The sequence below is a fragment of the Desulfosporosinus metallidurans genome (assembly GCF_001936615.1).
Taxonomy (GTDB): domain Bacteria; phylum Bacillota; class Desulfitobacteriia; order Desulfitobacteriales; family Desulfitobacteriaceae; genus Desulfosporosinus; species Desulfosporosinus metallidurans.
The window spans coordinates 44936-63987 of record NZ_MLBF01000015.1 but is presented as its reverse complement, the minus strand read 5'-3'; the positions used below and the strand labels follow the sequence as shown (position 1 = coordinate 63987).

19 protein-coding genes are annotated in these 19052 nt (G+C 45.5%); all 19 read left to right on the top strand.

Going from position 1 to position 19052, the window contains the following annotated elements:
* Positions 1-23: 23 nt before the first annotated feature.
* The gene (gene cpaB, locus DSOL_RS11620) at positions 24-746 is read left to right on the top strand and encodes a Flp pilus assembly protein CpaB (RefSeq protein ID WP_075365021.1); all 723 of its coding nucleotides are present in this window, start codon (positions 24-26) and stop codon (positions 744-746) included.
* A complete protein-coding gene (locus DSOL_RS11615; RefSeq protein ID WP_075365020.1) occupies positions 736-1473 on the top strand; it encodes a CpaE/TadZ family protein in 738 nt (245 codons plus the stop codon). The genes cpaB and DSOL_RS11615 overlap by 11 nt, the downstream gene beginning before the upstream one ends.
* Positions 1470-2864, top strand: a complete 1395-nt coding sequence (locus tag DSOL_RS11610; protein ID WP_075365019.1) for an ATPase, T2SS/T4P/T4SS family — start codon at positions 1470-1472, stop codon at positions 2862-2864. The genes DSOL_RS11615 and DSOL_RS11610 overlap by 4 nt, the downstream gene beginning before the upstream one ends.
* A gap of 13 nt (positions 2865-2877) precedes the next feature.
* A complete protein-coding gene (locus tag DSOL_RS11605) occupies positions 2878-3792 on the top strand; it encodes a type II secretion system F family protein (RefSeq protein WP_075365018.1) in 915 nt (304 codons plus the stop codon).
* A gap of 13 nt (positions 3793-3805) precedes the next feature.
* A complete protein-coding gene (locus tag DSOL_RS28820) occupies positions 3806-4711 on the top strand; it encodes a hypothetical protein (RefSeq protein ID WP_235838785.1) in 906 nt (301 codons plus the stop codon).
* A gap of 55 nt (positions 4712-4766) precedes the next feature.
* Positions 4767-5030, top strand: a complete 264-nt coding sequence (locus DSOL_RS11595) for a hypothetical protein (protein ID WP_235838783.1) — start codon at positions 4767-4769, stop codon at positions 5028-5030.
* A 160-nt stretch (positions 5031-5190) separates the two neighbouring features.
* Complete coding sequence (locus DSOL_RS11590) at positions 5191-5400, top strand: hypothetical protein (RefSeq protein ID WP_075365049.1); 210 nt, start codon at positions 5191-5193, stop codon at positions 5398-5400.
* A 52-nt stretch (positions 5401-5452) separates the two neighbouring features.
* Positions 5453-5941, top strand: coding sequence for a DUF4320 family protein (locus tag DSOL_RS11585; protein ID WP_075365016.1), 489 nt, complete (start codon positions 5453-5455; stop codon positions 5939-5941).
* A 30-nt stretch (positions 5942-5971) separates the two neighbouring features.
* Positions 5972-6442 carry a hypothetical protein gene (locus DSOL_RS11580; protein WP_170871499.1) on the top strand — a complete coding sequence of 157 codons (471 nt, stop codon included), beginning with the start codon at positions 5972-5974 and terminating at the stop codon, positions 6440-6442.
* Positions 6443-6452: 10 nt separating this feature from the next.
* Positions 6453-9632, top strand: a complete 3180-nt coding sequence (locus DSOL_RS11575; protein ID WP_075365015.1) for a DUF8195 domain-containing protein — start codon at positions 6453-6455, stop codon at positions 9630-9632.
* Positions 9632-10042: a prepilin peptidase gene (locus DSOL_RS11570; RefSeq protein ID WP_235838782.1), complete on the top strand. Its 411-nt coding sequence runs from the start codon at positions 9632-9634 to the stop codon at positions 10040-10042. Before DSOL_RS11575 ends, DSOL_RS11570 begins: the two co-directional genes overlap by 1 nt.
* A gap of 63 nt (positions 10043-10105) precedes the next feature.
* Complete coding sequence (locus DSOL_RS11565) at positions 10106-10546, top strand: DUF6075 family protein (RefSeq protein WP_075365013.1); 441 nt, start codon at positions 10106-10108, stop codon at positions 10544-10546.
* A 71-nt stretch (positions 10547-10617) separates the two neighbouring features.
* On the top strand, positions 10618-10875 hold the full coding sequence (locus DSOL_RS11560) for a DUF6870 family protein (RefSeq protein WP_075365012.1): 258 nt from the start codon (positions 10618-10620) through the stop codon (positions 10873-10875).
* Positions 10876-11154: 279 nt separating this feature from the next.
* Entirely contained in the window at positions 11155-12822 is a 1668-nt protein-coding gene (locus DSOL_RS11555; RefSeq protein WP_075365011.1) for a recombinase family protein, read from the top strand.
* Positions 12823-14517 carry a recombinase family protein gene (locus DSOL_RS11550; protein WP_075365010.1) on the top strand — a complete coding sequence of 565 codons (1695 nt, stop codon included), beginning with the start codon at positions 12823-12825 and terminating at the stop codon, positions 14515-14517.
* A complete protein-coding gene (locus DSOL_RS11545) occupies positions 14517-16094 on the top strand; it encodes a recombinase family protein (protein WP_075365009.1) in 1578 nt (525 codons plus the stop codon). Before DSOL_RS11550 ends, DSOL_RS11545 begins: the two co-directional genes overlap by 1 nt.
* Positions 16095-16128: 34 nt before the next feature.
* Entirely contained in the window at positions 16129-16377 is a 249-nt protein-coding gene (locus tag DSOL_RS11540) for a recombinase family protein (RefSeq protein ID WP_075365008.1), read from the top strand.
* Positions 16378-16960: 583 nt separating this feature from the next.
* Positions 16961-18115, top strand: coding sequence for an ATP-binding protein (locus DSOL_RS11535; protein WP_170871496.1), 1155 nt, complete (start codon positions 16961-16963; stop codon positions 18113-18115).
* A 281-nt stretch (positions 18116-18396) separates the two neighbouring features.
* Complete coding sequence (locus DSOL_RS11530) at positions 18397-19005, top strand: hypothetical protein (protein WP_075365006.1); 609 nt, start codon at positions 18397-18399, stop codon at positions 19003-19005.
* Positions 19006-19052: the final 47 nt, after the last annotated feature.

Genomic DNA, 19052 nt, shown 5'->3' with positions numbered 1-19052 from the left:
CTTTAGGAAAGGATGAAGATGTATTGAAAATTCTTAAGAACCGGATATTTTTAAGCATCCTCTGCATTGTCCTGGCAGGAGCTATTTCCTTTTTGCTCCTGCCGAAGTTTTATGGGGGCAAGAGCGCAACGGTGATGGTGCTGCGGGCTGCAGAGGATATCCCGGCAGGCACGAAGATACAAAGCAAATATTTTGCTGAAGTCGAAGTTGGGAAATACGGACTGCCGGACAACATCATAAATGACAAAAACTCGATTATCGGCAAGATAGCAAAGACCTACATTGCTAAGGGAGACTACCTGTTTCCCCAAAAGATAGGCAATTTTGTCACCGATGAGCAGCTGGACCGTATTGTCAAGGACAATAAACGCCTCGTTACAGTCAGTGTACCGAGTATTGCTGCGGGACTTTCATCGCATCTGAAAAGCGGTGACTTTGTGACGGTTGCCGTCTTTCTCAATCAAAAGGAAAATTTAAATACGGAGCAAGGTACTTCTTCAAAGGTAATGGTTTACCCCGAGCTTAAAAGCCTTGAGGTTTACAGTGTGGAAAATTCCCGCACACAAAGCACTGAACAGGTGAGGGAACAGCAGCAGGCGGATAACAAGAGTCCAGCTTTAGACCCTGTACCCAAGACCGTCACCCTTATTGTCACCGAAGCACAGGCAGTAAAACTTATTGAAGCAGAGTACACTGGCAAACTGCATTTCATATTTGAGAAAAGAGGGCTTGGCGATGGGCAGTAAGCTAGTAGCCGTTTGGGGCAAGAACAACAGCGGAAAAACTACCTTTGCGGTCAACCTGGCCTGTGCTTTGGCAAGCCGTGACCGCCTTGTTGGGCTTATCTCCTCCAATCTGATATACGGCAATCTGCAAATATTTTTTGGTCAAAGTGTCCTGCCTGACAAGGGCTTGTTCCATGGGTTGAATGATGATAACCCCAACATTGGAGAGAAGTTTTCAGAGTATGAGGAAAACAAGAACCTGTTTTTCCTGTCGGCGCCAAATCACTACACCGGACTTCTTTGTGACAGCGTATCCCTTCAAAGTGTGGAAAAGCTGATTAATGCGGCTTCATTAGTGTTTGATATCCTGATCGTTGATGGCGCTGAGGATGTTGCAAATCCGGTATCCGGCGTAGGTCTTTGGATGGCCGAAAGGATATATACCCTGTATAAACCATCCATAGCAGCGCAAATGTGGCATAAGGGTGTAGAGGATTTTGTAAGAGAGCTGCATATAGCCGATAAGCAAATCAATATAATGCAAGCTCCTAACGGTGATTTCTGCGACGAAACCTTTAAAAGCCTGATAGAACTTTCCTTTGCTCATGAGCTTCCATTTGTAAAACGGGCAAGTGAGCTTGAAAACGCCGGTACACCGATATATTTCTTCAAGGATAGGAGATGCAGAAGCTACAGCAAGGTTCTGGAGCAAATCTCAGATGAAATCTGCGGAGGTAAAGGAAAGTGATTAACAAGTTTTCAGTCAATGAGCTGATTTACAAGGCAAACAAGCAGCGCTCCGACGGCGGGGAGAACAATCTTGAAGCCCAGGACTATAGCGATATTCTAGATAAGCTGCAGCGGATCATCTCTAAAAACCACTCTACCGAGCTGGCCCAGGTGCTCTATTCGGAGGAAGCCGAGGGAAAGCTCAAAAATCTTATCATGCAGTATTTGAACAGTGAGCGGATGGTGGTAAAGGGGATTCAAAATATCTCCGAGCTGGTAGACCAGGTTTACAACGATATGGCGGGCATAGGGATTTTATCGGAATACCTGAAGGACAGCGAGGTTGAAGAGATCAACGTCAATGGGTACAACGGAGTATGGGTTTTATACAAAGATAAAAAGGTACGGCTCCCGGTCACATTCAGCAACCCGGACGCATGCTCAAACATCGCCAAGAAAATGAGCCGGTTCGGCAATGTCATCCTAGATGGCTCAAAGCCCATCGGCGACAGCTTCATATCCAGAGGAATCCGTATGTCGGGTGCCATTGTACCGTGTGTTGACCCTGATGCAGGTGCCATTGCTTCCATCAGAAAGCAAAAGCCGTCCTATATCACAAGAGAGAACCTTATCCATTGGGGGACAGCAACAGCAGAGGAACTGGACTTTCTCACCCTCTGCGTAAACAACGGCATATCGTTAGCCATCGCCGGAGCAACCGGCAGCGGAAAAACCTCCGATATGGGATATATCTTAAGCTGTATTTCAAGTGATAAAAGAATTGTTACCATTGAAGACACAAGAGAGCTCACCTTGGTACAGCTGGATGAAAACGACGTCATGGTTAATGATGTCATTCACCTTTTGACGAAGGAAGAACCTAACCCCATCACCATGCTTGACCTATTAAAGCTATCCTTAAGGCTTCATCCGGCAATCCTTGTCCCGGCTGAGATGAGGGGAAAGGAAGCACTGACGGTGCAGGAGGCTGGAAGGACAGGGCATACCATCATCAGCACCCTCCACGCCAACAGCGCGCGGACGGCCTATGAAAGAATCCTCACCATGTGCCTGGAAGCCGGAACCTCTCTGTCGGAGGAAAGACTGCTCAAAAACATCGTGGAAGCCTTTCCGATCATGCTTTTTAAAATGCAGCTTCCCGACAAATCCCGCAAGTATATCGAAATATTCGAAGCCACAGGGGTGAAGAACGGTGAAGTCACAGGCAATACCCTTTTTAAATATGATGTAGACCACTACGAAAAAGACGAAGCCGGAAGAATTATTGAGGTTGTAGGAAATCACAAACGCCTGGGGCATGTATCCCAGGCCCTGGCCGAGCGGCTCTTGATCAATGGTGTTGAACTAAAGGAAGTTCGCCATTTCGCAGGAAAAGAGTATAAAAATTAGGGGGAGGCTGATTATGAATAGTATCCAGATATCCCTTACCTTTGTCTTTGTCCTTATCAGCCTGTCCCTTTTCCTCCTGCTGAAGATAAACCCTTTTACCGTGGAGAAAAATATCTTGAAACAGCGGCGGCTGTACCTGTCAGGGGCAAAGCTAAAAATCAGCGAGAGAGTAACCATCCGATTTACAACCCAGTTTCGGCAAACCGGATACACGTTCAAAAAATTCATCCTGATGGTTGCCGCAGCACTGGTGTTGGGTTTTATGGCAGGGTTTCTGCTTTTTAACAACGCTGGATTGGCAGCGGTTATGGCAGTCTGCCTTACACCTACTCCCTACTTTTACCTTACTGTAATAAGTGCCAAGGCTGCGAGGGAGGAAATCGAAGGGCTTGAAAATACCATGTCGATCATCACCAATGCCTATGCCGGCTGTGACGACATTATCAAGGCGATGGAAACCTATGTTGAGGAGAAAAACAGGTATATCCCGGTGAGGTTAAGAAAGCCAACGCCATTTGATGAGTTTGTCTCCGAGATAAAGCTCATCAATCCGAACATAGAGCATGGGCTTTACCGTCTAGCGGCAAAGATTAAGAACAGGTATTTTGCCGAGTGGGTAAAAATGCTGATTCTTTGCTATCGCGACAGACGTTTGAAATTCGCCCTGTTTCCTGTGATAAAGTCGATGAATGATGCAAAAGCAATGCAGATAGAAAGTGACAGCATGATGACCAGGGTGTGGCGGGATTATCTGATGACGGTGGGCATGATGTTCAGCATTATCCCGATGATGCGTTTTTCCAATGCCGAATGGTTTGCCATTTTAACAGGGACCACCATAGGGAAAACGCTGATTGTAGTCATGCTTATGACTGCTCTGGCAACTTCGTTTTATGTGCTGAAGGTGACAAAACCCGTGAATAAATAGAGGAGGTCGAAATTTGTTCTATCAAATTATAGTCTTTGTCCTGCTGACTGCGGCAGGATTTTTAATTTGCAGGCAAATACTCAAAATCCCCAGGCTGAGTATGAAAAAAAACCTCAAAAACTTACAGACCGAAAAAGAGAAAGCAGGAGCAAAGCTTTTAAAAACCTTTGTAATGCCGCTTGTAAAACCGGTATCCCGGTTGATCAGGATTGAACCGGAAAAAGAAGTGAAAATGGCAGCAATGCTAAGGCGTGGGGGACTTGCCCTGACTCCAAAGGAGTATTATGCACGGGCTATCATCTGCGCTGTTTTTACCCTGCCCCTTTCAATCCTGCTTTTGGCAATCGGGGCAGTAAAGCTTGCACCTGTGACCCTTATCTTTTCGGTTATTGTATATTTTCACTTTATGACCGACCTTAAAGACAAGCTGAAGGAGAAAAAAGCGTTAATTGAAATGGAGCTTCCGAGCTTTGTCCGTTCCATTCTCTACAAGCTTGAAGATGTGAGAGGCAGCAACGAAAAGTCCGTTGTGCAGGTGGATTTGATCCAGATATTTGAGGACTATCTGAAGGTTTCCAGCGAGGTTTTCTATTATGATGTTGCCGTCCTCATTATGGAGATGAAAGCAAAGGATATAGAGACCGCCCTTCGGAACTTCAATGAACGTATCGGACTGATTGAAGTCTCCTTTTTGGTCAATACCCTCACCGGCCTATACCGCGGAGAGCATCAGGGCGAAGCTCTGATGTATCTTGCCAAGGACATGGACCTCAAGGCAAAGGAAGCCCTGCGGAAAAACCTCAACAGGCTGCCCGGCAAAATCAAGCTTGCCTCCATACCCCTTGTGGTAGTGACCCTTGCAAGTCTTTTATATGTCATAGGCTCCCACCTAATTAGATCGGTCGGGGGCCTTTTTTAATGTGAAAACGGGGCGACCCTTTTCAAATAAAAAAATATTCAGGAGGTTGAAGAACATGAGAAACATGGTTAGTACACTCAAAATCAAAAATTTAGGGAGGTTAAACAACTTGAGAAACAGTATGAGAAACAAAATGACAAACGCCTTGTTAAAGGCAAGAGGACTTATGGTCAACGAGTCCGGTGATCAGATGACGGGCTGGCTCATTGTAGTCCTGATTGTAGTGGTAGTGGGTGCAGTCTTTATGACCCTGTACCAGGGTTCCATTACGCAGATTTGGAACAGTATTGTCACTAAGATTACAAGCCTTCTGGGCTAAGAAACTATCGGCAGCTAAAGACACCACTGAAGCATAGGGGGAGATTTTCTCCCCTTTGTCTTTGGTGGAATGTTTAACAATTGAGATTTCTGTTTTAACACTGGCAGGCTTGCATTACAAACAAAACCCAAATTCAAAAAAATATGTGGAGGTATTTTCTATGATGAGAACTTTAAAAAACAAAATGATGTTGGCAGGTTTGAAGGCAAAGAACGCATTGGCAAACGAGTCCGGTGACCAGATGACGGGCTGGCTCATCGTAGTCCTGATTGTGGTGGTAGTGGGTGCAGTATTCATGACCCTGTATCAGAGTTCCATTACGCAAATCTGGAACAGCATTGTCAGTAAGATTACCGGGCTTTTGGGCTGATATAACAAACGGCGGGCTGCCAAAACACCGCCGGGACAGGGGTGTAAATAAGATGAACAAGCAGCGCCGGGGCTTATGGGGGAGATTTTCTCCCCCATTGTTTTTAAAAAATGTGCTTTCCGATAGAAAAGGCAGCACCTATTACGACCTGATTATCAAGACCTTTGTGGTGATTACGCTGATGGCGACAGTGATGTCGTTTTTAAGCATCTTCACCACCTACCTGAATCTCGACCATATTTGCCGCCGGGTAGTACGGACCATTGAGCTTGAGGGGCAGGTATCGGACAACGTGTATGATGTCTTCTACAGGTTGAAGGAGCAGACCAGGCTGTCGCCGACCATGAGCATCGAAGATGTTAATTATTGTGATGAACAAAACCAAAAAATTCAGCTAAGAGATACTTTTACGGTAAAGATGAAATACAATCATGTATTTACCGTTTTCACGCCTTCCTTTGCGCCGCCTGTTCAGATTGTCATACCTATGGAGGCAAGCATTACAGGCATGTCGGAAAAATACTGGAAGGTTCCGGATTAACAAAGAAACTATCAGGGGGGTGGGTATTTGGTGGATAAAGCCTTGCAAATTATAAAAAGCAAAAGAGGTGATGCAATATTTTTCATATTTATGATCATGTTTGTCATCCTGACCCTCTCAGCTATGATTATTGAATATTTCCGGATGGACAGTCTGTACCAGCAGGTGGAATATGAGCTGCAAAGAGGGGTAAATTCATCGGTTGAATATGCCATGCTGGATCAATACCGCAGGGATGATGCTGCAAAAATGGATAGTGCCATAGCAAAACAAGAACTATACGACTATCTTAACCACAGCATGGAGCTTGACCAGGAACTTGACAAATATTTTGACAATAAGCTTGTGTACCAGCTTGATATACAGAGCATCACGGCAACGGAAGACCCTCCCCGACTCACCATAGAAGGACAGCTTAAAACTCGCAGCAACTTCAGCTTTTTAACGGGAGAAATCCGGCTGCCCTTTAGCATATCCAGCAGCAACAACAGAATTGATTAAGGAGGTTCTCATGAAGCTGAAAGCATTATTTGCCATGCCCTTGATGTTTTTATGCTTTATGCTGCTGCCGGGAAATGCCTTGGCAATGCCAGACAGCGACATAGAGATAAACCTAACATCTCCGGTAAACAGCCTGGTAAGTGAAAGCGGTGTTGTGGCTGTAGAACAATTTCCCGCTCAGGTAAAAATTGACACCACTGCAAAAGTGGGTGCAATTACAAGCATTCAATCAACATTTAACGGCAAAACTCAGGCGATTGCTCAAACGTACACTCTAAACATCGAAAACAAAGAAGCCAGTGGCGCATACACAATCACCGCCAAAACGGACAACGGAGCAGTACTCACAATTACCGCAAACGTAGTTTTTCAGGTAAAAGCGACTTATGATATCCGTTACCGCACGGTAGCAATGAATTTAAAGGAAGTCTTTGACGGCGATAAGCAGATAAAGGTTTTTTCTACCCCACAGCGTATCAATCTCGTCAATGCAAACACCATCGCTGAATATGAGAAGGAGCGTATAGCCGGGCTTATTGGCAGAAGCGATGGCAAGACCTATACGCTAAAAGGGAGCTTGGTTGTAGAGATTCACGATTTTGCCACGGGTAAAATAATCGGGACATATGAAGTGGATGAGAATTTTGAAAGTCTCAGCACAAGCTTTAATTGGACACCCAAGACCATCATGGCTTTTGGAACTATGCGAAATGCAGCGATTTCCTATCAGGCTCCTGTAAAGGTTGATATTGAGGCCACCTGGTGCAGTGAAAACAAGCAGGAGGTTTACGGAAAACTTTCGGCAAAGGATAAAGGGGTGCCGGAGTATCTTTACCCATACAAAACTACCAGCGTCACCTTTTTAAAGGATGATCTGCTCTTATCCCGCAACTTTATCTATAAAGGTCTGGAGTGGGATTACACACCTGAGACAACCGGGTATGCAGATGGTGCAAGTCAGACCCAAATATCCATCACCCAAAAGATTAATTACAGGATTCCGGCAGCCGACTTTTATTTCAAGTTTAAAAAGCAGGATGCCAATGATCTCTCTGTAGCCATCAATGCACCTGCGACAGTGTACCGGGGTGACAGCTATTCCTTTGATGTCACCTATACAAATAGCGGAAATCAACCGGCCTATGATGTGTCGCTCAAAGGAAAGGTTGACGATGCCACAATAAAGGAAATCCCGGCGATACTGGACTTTTCACCCAATGAGAGCAAAACCTACACCATCAAACGCCAAGCCGACACTTCTGCCAACGTGATAAACCTGTGGGCCAATATTGGTGTACCGGAAGGGTTTATCGACGGCAATATGTCAAACAATACAGCTGCGGCAGAAATCCAGGTGGTTGACAAGCCTGCGCCCAAGCCCACGATAACACCGACGCTAAAGGACAATCCAGATGACACTATCCCTCCTGGTGTTAAACCTGACCCGGAAAAGCTGTGCGATCTATCGGCAAGCATTTTTGCACCACCTACTGTATATGAACATCAGACCTACAGTTTTACAGTGAACTTCACGAATAATTCCAACATGGAGTTAACGAATGCAACCTTGCGGGGAACAAATAACGAGGTTGCTCTGATGCAAATACCGGAAAATTGCAGCTTCAAACCGCAGGAAACAAAATCATTTACAATCACAGACAAGGCAGGGAGCAAGGGTGAGGTGTATAAGCTGTGGGCAAATATTGGTGTACCGGAAGGCTTCAAGGATGACAATCCAAGCAATAACACTGCTGTTTCCAAGATTACTGTCATTGAGAGAACATCCGCAGAGCCGGCAAACCCAGATAATCCACCGGATAAGCCGATTAACCCGCCAATTAACCCGGATAAGCCTCCGGTAATACCTGATAAACCACCGCTAAATCCAGATAAGCCACCGGTAATACCCGACAAACCGCCGGTAAATCCAGACAAGCCGCCGGTTGGAACTGATGTGCCAAAAGAAAAGCTATGTGATTTATGGGTTAATCTATCCTCGCCACCCACAGTCTATGAACAGGAAGAATACAGCTTTACAGTGTATTTTACTAATGACACAGACCAAGCGCTTTCCGGAGCAAGTCTAAGCTCTTTGATTGATTATACGGCTGCGAAGGAAGTGACATCGACAGCAAACTTTGAACCACATGAAACCAAGACTTTTATCGTCAAAGGAAAAGCGGGGGAGAAAGGCACAACCATCAAGCTCAAGTCAGATATTTCACCGCCACAGGAATATACGGATGCAAATATGAGCAATAACACTGTCAGCGCTGAAATTCTGGTGGTTGAACGTCCCTATGACCTGGATGTACAAAGGATAACTCCGGATAAATATAAGGAAAACCAGACCGTCATCAGCACCATCAAGGTGTCAAACAAGGGAAGCCTGGACTTCACTCCCGGCCAGAAAGTCACTGTTCTGTTTGAAATTCCGGAGCTTTCGGTGGCAAGGCGTGTAAATGCTGTTGTTATGGAAAGAGACACCTACAACATCGTATCGGTCAAATGGGATACTCCCAATGTGCAGGCCGACAAAAACATCACCCTGATTGCCACCATCAACCCCGACCGGACTTTGAGCAATGAAAGCTCTACCGACAACAACACCTATACCCAACGGGCCGTCATCAAAAACGTGACTTATGATGAGCCGGAAGAAAGCAGAACCATTCCGGCGCCGCCGCAAAGAAACGACCAGCCAAAAGTTACCTGGTGGGAGCAGCGTTATGAAAACGGTCAATTTGTATGGCGGCAGTATTACGCGGAGCTGAAAGTCACCGCCACGCTGGACTACGACACGAAGGCAAAGGGCTATCTCAAGTCGGGCTATGGCTTTTCCATCAGCGTCACGACCACCGTGGACACCAATTATGACAGGCCGGAGCTGATTACCGCCCCGCAGACGGCGGAGGTATACCTGCCGCAGTACCGCTATGAGACAGCTATCCCTCTGATGGCCGACGGCACGAATCATTTTACCTTCCGGGAAAACCCGACCTCACCCTTTAAATATAAGAAGCAGTATGTGCCGGTGTGGTTCCCCGACAACAAGGACTACATTGTGCAGCTTCTTGTCACCGACGTGCATACGCCTGGAGGAACGCTGTCCAAATGGATTACCGGAGGGGAGCTTGAATTATTCATAGTAGACAATATGTATTCTGATGATGTAACGACAGGGAGCTGATGAATATGCTGCTTTGCGCCGTTCCCATCCTGTGGGCGGCAGTATCAGATTATAGGAAGCGGATCATCCCCGATTGGACATGGATTGCAGTCCTTCTGATCGGCGGTGTATCCGCTTCTCTTTTTAATACGCCGTATATTCCCCTGCTGGAAAGGATTTTAGGACTTTTGCTGCCGGGCGTGACCCTGTTGCTCCTTGCCGTCAAATATGGCGGCGTCGGAGGCGGCGATATCAAGCTGACAGCGGCGATGGGCTTTTGCTTCGGACTGTGCGGTCTTGCGGCCATCCTCTTTTTCGCGCTTCTTCCCGCCTGGATCTACGCCAAAGCGACAAAGCAAAAGAGCGTACCCCTGGCCGTATTTTTGTGTGTCGGCTTTTGCGTCTATGCTGGTCTTTCCCTTTTCTCATAAAACAATGTTTTTCAAAGTATGATGGGTGCTGCAGACAGCAGCATTCACAAGGAGGAAGCTTTTATGACGTTTTTTCACGATGAAGCCCACCGCCAGAATGTTTTGCACTGCCTGCGGAAGAAAAACCGGATTTATCCCGACGGAAAGGCCGACAACTATTACCTGTCAGCCTTATATATTTTGCTCTCCACAAAGAACGACCTCGATAAAAAGACCCGCCGTTTTATCGATGGGGAGGGCATCTACTTTGAAAAAATGCTGTCCACCCAGGATTTTCCCAGCAGCGAGAAAAAGCTTATCAAGCTGGCGGCTAATCTTTTTAACACTTCTATGGAGGTCTCACCCTCGGAGCTTATCAATACGCTGGATGATGAAAATTTTCAGATGGCGCTGCAAGCCATTTTTTTAAGACGTACCGGCTGCCATGTCCGGGATTTGCTTCCTGCGGTGGAGGCGGTTCCTGAACTAGAACAAGAAGACGACGAAGAAATGGAGAGGTACTAAAGCCTTAATGCCTAAATTGCCAATAGAAAAGACGAACGACTGTTTACGCTGAAAAGAAAGGGACAAAGAAAATGGATAATGTATCGAGGCTTGATTTGGAGGCCATGCGGAATGTTGATATACGCACGGTTGATCCGGCTACGCTGGTGGACATCTGCGCTGTGAAAATAGACAAGAATCTGCCCCAATCCGAAAGGATCAGGGACTTTATCCGCCAAATTAAAAATCCTTACTGCTACAGATGCGGCAAAGCGATTGTCAAGGTAAGCTTTTCGGATACCACCGCGACGCTGGAAGACCGGCTGGAGCATTATTTAAAATCTTTGTAGGAGCCTGAAGTGAACTCGTTCAACTAAAGTTGAACATCGAGACTTCGGTGGGGGAGTCTACCCCCACCGAAGCAGAGTACGGGGTACCACTCCCACTTGTAGAAGTGGGAGTCACACGATTGGATGAAAATTTACAATTTGATGGCAAAGCTTTTGGAATTCAATCTCGACGCAGGGTTAGATTTATGCTATCATAAAGCATAAATAGGCACTTAAATCGGTGGCGCCCGGTTGTTGAAAGTTTTGCTGATGAACTTCAACAATCAGGAGGCTGCCATTATGGAAAATTTAACAGGCAATAAAAGTTTCAATGCTGCGATCTATGTCCGCCTTTCCAAAGAGGACGGCGACAAGGTTGAGAGCGACAGCATTGTAAACCAAAAAGATTTGATCCGGGATTACCTGAAAGGTATGCCGGATATTTGTGTTTGCTCGGAACGGGCGGACGACGGTTATTCCGGTGTGAATTTTGAACGTCCCGACTTTCAGAAAATGATGAAAGACGTAAGGGCGGGAAAAGTTAACTGCATCATCGTCAAGGACCTGTCCCGTTTCGGCAGGAACTTTGTGGAGGCCGGACGGTATATCGATCAGATATTCCCATTCCTCGGTGTGCGTTTTATCGCCATCAACGACGGTTACGACAGCTTTTGCAGCAAGTCGTCCTCCGACAAAATACTCATCCCGTTTAAAAATTTGGTAAACGACGCCTATTGCCGCGACATATCGGTCAAAATCAGGAGCCAGCTTGAAATCAAACGCAAAAAGGGCGATTTCATCGGCTCCTTTGCCGTATATGGATATCTGAAGGCGCCGAGCGATCGGCACAGGCTGATGGTGGACGAATATGCTTCCACGGTTGTGCAGGATATTTTTAAATGGAAGCTGCAAGGCATCAGCCAGCAGCGTATAGCCAACAGGCTCAATGAAATGGGGATATTGTCCCCTATGGAATACAAACGCTCCTGCGGGCTAAACTACAAAAGCGGTTTTCAGACCAATCCGCAGGGTAAATGGACGGCCGTTTCGGTAGGACGCATATTTCGCAATGAATTTTATATTGGAACGCTGGTGCAGGGCAAGCGGAGCACGCCCAACCATAAAATCCGAACACAGGTCTTAAAGCCGCAGGAAGATTGGATACGGGTGGAAAACAGCCATGAGGCCATCATTGCCCCGGAGGATTTTCAGACGGTTAACCGCCTGCTCCTGCGGGACACACGGGTCGCACCCGCCGAGGAAACGGTCTATTTGTTCAGCGGTCTGATTTTCTGCGGAGATTGCCGCCGGAATATGGTGCGCAACGGCGTTTGCCAAAACGGGAAAACCTATACCTACTACATGTGCGGCAGCAACCGAACATCAAAGGAATGCACTGCCCATCGCATCAGGGAAAAGACGGTGGAACAGGCTGTATTCCAATCGCTGAAAACCCATATCGAAAATATCGTCAATGTGGAACGCATCCTGCGCTATATCAAGACCCTGTCCTTTCAGCAGAACGAAGTCAAAAAGATTGACGTCCAGCTGATTAAAAAGCGGGAGGAAATCGAACGCTGCAATTTACTAAAGGCCAACCTTTATGAATCCATGATCAGCGGCGTGATCGACAAGGCGGAGTATTTGGAACTGAAAGGGATGTATGAAAACAGGCGGAAGGACGCACAGGCCGCCGAAGCACGGCTCCAGAAGGAGATCGATGCCATCCTAGGATACAAGGGCGATAAATGCCAATGGATTGAGCGGTTCAAGCAGTACAAGGACATCACCGAGCTGACAAGGGTAATCGTGGTCACGCTCATTGATAGAATCCTGGTCCATGAGGAGATGCGCGTCGATATTCACTTCAGGTATCAGTATGATTTTGACCGGATGGTGGAAACCATCGGAAATGTAGACCGGATACAGCCCATCCCCATGCTCCTGCCGGTAAGGGAGGCGATGTAAATGGCAAGGAAAAGCAGAGCCTCCGCCATTGCCGCAGACACCATGCCGGTACAGCAGCTCGAAAAAGTCTATAGCACGGGAATTTACGTGCGCCTTTCGGTGGAGGACAACAACCGCAAAGAGGACGGCGATTCCATCGAAATGCAGAAGTATATGCTGCAAAAGTACGTCAATGGGCAGCCGGACATGCGTATATACTCCCTTTACTGCGATAACGGACGAACCGGCACCAACTTTGAACGGCCCGAATTTGAACGGCTGATGGAGGACGTGAGAGCCGGAAAAGTGGATTGCATTGTGGTGAAGGACCTGTCCCGACTCGGCAGGAATTACATTGAAACCGGCCACTATATGGAAAAGATATTTCCGTTTCTCGGCGTGCGCTTCATTGCCGTGAACGACGACTACGATAGCCTGACTGGTCAAAACGGGAACGACCTCATCGTTTCGCTGAAAAATCTGATTAACGACATCTATGCCAAGGACATTTCCAAGAAATCCGGTTCGGCGTTGGCGGTAAAGCAAAGGAACGGTGAATTTATCGGGGCGTTTCCTCCCTATGGCTACCTGAAAGACAAAGACGATAACCACAGGTTGGTGCCCGACCCCGATACGGCCCACATTGCCCGTCAGATTTTCCTTTGGAAAGCGGAAGGCATAGGAATCAACACCATTGCCCGAAGGCTTAACGAAAAGGGAATTTCCTCCCCTGCGAAATACCGTTATCTATCGGGTATTTTCAAAAAGGAACCCACCGGGAGCGGCGCCATCTGGCAGGGACAGGCCATCAAGCTGATAACCTCCAATCTGATGTATGCGGGTCACATGGCGCAGGGGAAAAGCAGAAGATCCCTGTACGACGGGCTGCCAACTACCATGATTCCGCATTCTGATTGGGTCGTTGTAAGGGATACCCATGAGCCCATCATTGATGAGGACACCTTTAGCAAAGTGCAGAAAATCAAAGAAGAACAGAACCGCCTGCGCGTTTCCCTGAACGGGAAATATGCGGACATCTCCAATAAAGAGAACGTGTTCAGGGGCCTTCTTTACTGTGACGACTGCAAAACCAAAATGGTGCGGTATAAGGGCGTTTCCAAGGCTGGATCGGTAAGCTACTCCTTTATCTGCCGGGTGTATGCACAAAACCTTTCCCTGACCTGCACCAATAAATCGGTGCGGGAGAAGCTGCTTTTTGAATGGGTACATAGCGCCATCCAAAAGCAGATTGACCTGACGGTGGATATGGAAAAGGTTTTGGAAAGGCTCAACCGGCAGAACAGCTTTCAGACCGCAAAAAAGGAAATCGAAGGAAGAATCGCCGCGGCCCGCCAGAAGCTGAAGCGGATCAGCACCCTGAAAGGCTCGTTGTTTGAATCCTACACAGACCATCTGCTGTCCGAGGACGAATATCTGTATTCTAAAAAAAGCTATGATGAGGATATCCAACGTCTGCAAACCAAGCTTGATGCGTTGGAACGGGAAGGCATGAGATATGAAAAAACTCTGACCCCTCAAAACGAGTGGATTCAGGCGTTTCAAAAATACGAGGACAAAACGTCCATTACCAGAGAAATGGCCTTGGAACTGATCCAGTGCATTTGGGTTTCTGACTACAACAGCATAGAAATTGTATGGAACTACCGCGACGAATATAAGAAAATCCTTCCTTATAAAGAGGGGGCGTGTCTGTAATGGAAAAAAAAGCCGCCCTCTATATCCGCCTTTCCGCCGAAGACGAAAACGAAGGGGAAAGCGACAGCATCAAAAACCAAAGGGACTTGCTCCACAGCTACCTTGCAAACCATGCGGAATTTGCAGAGTATGAGGTTCTCGAATTTTGCGACGACGGATTTTCCGGCACCAATTTTGACCGTCCCGCTGTGAAACGGCTTCTTGACATGGTAAAACGGAAGGAAATCCCTTGCATACTTGTTAAGGATTTTTCCCGTTTTGGCAGAAATTTTCTTGAGGTATGCGACTACCTCGACCAGATATTCCCTTTCCTCCGTGTGCGGTTTATCGCCGTGAACGAAAATTACGACAGCAATAAGAGCAACGGGCGCTCTATTGGAATGGATGTAGCCTTCAAAGCACTGATCTACGAGCTCTACAGCCGGGACATCTCCGAGAAAATCCGCAGTGTCCAGCAGGCGAAATTCAAAAAGGGCGAATACCTGTGCTCCATTGCCTTTTACGGCTATGCAAGGTCAACAGAGAAGAAAAACAGCCTTGTAGTGGATGAACTGGCCGCCGCCGTGGTCAGAAGGATTTTTTCCATGGCATGTGAAAGCGCGCCCCTCAGGAAAATTGCAGTCACATTGAATAAGGAAAAAGTGCCCTCTCCCTTAATGTACCGCAGGGCGAACCATACCGACAAAAGCCGGGGTTGGAAGGTCGCGGGAGAACAGGTGGTATGGACATTTATGGCCATCAGACGGATACTTTCCGATGAACGCTACACCGGAAAGCTGGTCAGCCGCAAGCGGACAAAGGTGGATATTTCCCTCAAAAAAACCGTAGCACTGCCGAAAAGCGAGTGGATTGTTGTGCCGGACACCCATGAGGCCATTGTATCCGAGGAAATGTTCCAAAAGGTGCAGTCAAATTCCAAAACAAAAAGTATAACTGGCTGGACAAATCAGCCGAAGCACATTTTTTACGGGAAACTGAAATGCGCTCACTGCAACCACAGCCTGCAAAGAAAGCTGCTCCGCAAGGAACCTTTTTATCGCTGTGAAGCAGGAATGGCTGTTCAGAACGAGCAATGCCAATCGGTAAAGCTCTCCGAGCAGACACTTACGCAAACGCTGCTGTCGGCCATAGACGCACAAATCCGGCTTATCCAGTGCAGCCTTTCCAAAGAAGGTCGTCTGGAAAAAGCCGGCGATGCTATCACCAAGCTGCAAAAGCAGGTCAAGGAACAGCGTGCCATGCTGGACAAATGGAAGCTGGCTAAGATACTGGCTTATGAGGAATTCTGCGACGGGAAAATTCAGAAGGACAAATACCTGAAACGAAAAGAGGAATATTCGGAAAGCATATCGTCAGCGGAGGCTTTGATCCTCCGCTGGGAGAAGGCGGTTAATCAGGAAAACCTTCAAATCCAAAAAGATACTGAACTGCAAAGCTGTCAAAGGTTTGCGTCTGCAACAGAGCTGACTAGGGAAATACTGGATGAATTTATTCAAGTCATTCGCGTCTACAACAATGGGGCGATAGAGATTGTTTGGAATTTTAAAGATTATATCAATACCTGTATCCCGCAATGAAAGCGGGATACAGGATAAAGGAGAGGCTGATAAGATGAAAAATCGGATAAAAAAGCAGGACAATCGAGCTTGGATATATTGCAGAGTAGCTCACCTGGATGACATGGCTTTGATGTTTCAACAAGAGCAGATGGTAGAATATGCAAGAAAACAAGGCTGGGAGGTCGTTGGCATTACTGCCGAACAAGGAAGCGGCCTGGATTTTAACCGTAAGGGCTTAAAAGAGGTTATGGAAGCGATTGAAGCTGAACGGGTAGACATAGTGCTGGCAAAAAGTGTTTGACGGATTGGACGCGATGTATATAAGGCTATGGAATGTGTGGAGTGGATGAATCGCTATGGAGTGAAACTGATTACCGCAGACAATGGCGAGGTGAATTTTAAACCGGCTAATGATATTATAGGTTTTATGATGACAGTGTAAGAATTTCTGTAATGAACATTTATGTAGAAAAGCTCCAATATAAGCATGCCCTATCGCTTATATTGGAGCTTTTGTGCATAAAAGCTTTGCCTACAAATTTATATGTGACTTTTATCTGGAATTTCCGAGGGATATTTTGCTTTTCCGGTGAATGCATTGTTTTATTCATTTTTCGATATATAATAAAATATACAGGATTTTCCTCCGGAAGGTTGTTTTTGTGGACTATTTACTGTGAAAGAGGCAGCCCAAAAATGGGAAATCACAGCACGCCAGCGCAGATGTTATGTGCTCAAGATAAAATTCCCGGTGCTGTCCGTTTTGCCAACACCGACACTGGGCAATACCAAAGGATGCAGTAAAACCTGCTGATGGGAGATAAAAAAGGCAAGTTAGGAGAATAGTTACAGCTAAACGACCGATGGAGTCGGAGGGGATATTATTGAACGATAACGATTTATGCTTGGAAATTGAAAACATAATTCTCACCAAGCGAGAAGATGATTATTGGGATTTTAAACAAGCACACCACGCAAATACGGCGGATTTGTTGCATGATATTATTTGTATGGCGAACAATCGCGCAGATCGCGATGCCTATATTATATTTGGCATTGTCGACAAAACCGGTGAAATAGTAGGCGTTGAAACGGACGAGAATCGCAGAAATCAGCAGGAGATAATTAATCAACTCAAAAGTAAAAAGTTCGCTGGCGGTGTTCGTCCTAAAATAGAGATGCGCACTCTCGAAATACAAAATCACGAAATAGACGTGCTTATAATTAACAATACGCTGGATACGCCCTATTATCTGATAGAAGATTTTCATGACAAAGAAAGAAAAGACAGAGTAGTTAGAGCTAATTATATCTATACAAGGGTTTCTGATACAAACACCGACATTGATAAAAGCGCCGACCACAACCATGTTGAATATCTGTGGAAAAAGCGGTTTGGCCTTCATATGACACCTTATGAAAAGCTCAAGCACAAGTTACGGACTAGGTCCGAATGGGTGAGAGAAGAACAACATCACTATAATAAAACTAATCCTGAATTTACGTTATCGTTTGAAGATTATGAGAAACAAGATGATCCAGAGTTTTATGCATATGTTATGACTAATTGCTCTACATATAATTCAATTCTTAATGCAAACTATTTTGGCACAATGCTATATAGCCGTGGGGTGGTTTTTTTAGATAGCGGAAGATATAAAACCACTATTCCAGAATGGGGTTTCCTGCATTTTGATGAATATCATCAGGACACTGTTGCCTTTAAATATTTTGAAGAAGACGATATTTCCTATCTGCTACACAACTATTTGTTTAAAGAGGATAGTGAAGAAGCGGCTTATGCAAGGTTTAAATTTTTAGAAGTAGTTTTAGTATTTGATACTGAAAATGAGAAAAACGCTTTTATAGAGTATGCAAATTGTAATAAAGGTAAATTTACGAATTTTGTAAAGGATATTAATTGCGATTATAGCTGGATTGAAGTCAATAATGGAAGGGTACATAAAAAAATCGTTGGCGACATAAAAGCCGGAATTGCTTTAAAACAAATGCTTAATGAATTTCGGAAACAGGTATAACTTGAAGTGTGGGGTTGTAATGGATTGCATTTTAGAAGATGGTCAAAGTATATTGTGCTTTCATTCGTATGATCATATAGGATATTCGGTATTGCGGTGGCCAAAGCCGCCGATTTTCAGGCGATGGGGTTATGAAAAATCTATATATGCTCACTGAGAACGAAAATTCAAAAACTATAAAATCGGCTTGATTTTATCAGTGACAGGATTTCTACTATTTGCTATTTTAATCTAATGTTTATCGGCGTTATAGTGGTTTAACAAAAGAGGTGGATAATCATTTGGATAAGCGTGTTGCTGTTTTAGATGAACTTATTAAGAAACGAATAAATAATGTTGATTTATCGGGAGAATACACTCACATAAGGGGATATCATGGTTGCCGTCCGATATCTATAGATAACTATTATCAAAATGGGATAAAGCCTATTGAAAAAGAATTTGCGAAACGAGAAGCTATTTTTAGAATATGCGATCAATGGATTACAGAAGAAAAAGTTATTGATAGGTTCAATAAATCTTGGGATGCCCTAAAGCATCCACATAAATCAGTATGGCTCACTTATTCTGAAAATGAGTTTTTTAATAGTAGTGGGCACTATTTGATTTATGGCAGTGAATTTTTATGTGGCATGGCAGCGCAATTATTTTGCCAACCAAACTTAAAACGGTTGGGAATTCCTACGATATTTCATTGTGATATACCACTGCAAAATATTCCTGAAGCCTATCTTTCAGGAATTAATCAACAAATATGTATGCGGGATTCCTCGGGCGGATTTAGAGTGTATGGGGAGGTATTAGCAGAGGAAATAGTTGGACATTCACATCCGACAACTATTTTTGACCCTCTGACCAGCTCGACATATTGTTACAAAGCGCAAAGATAAGTATTACACCTACATAATGGTTAAATTTTACACTGCTGGAAGCTACG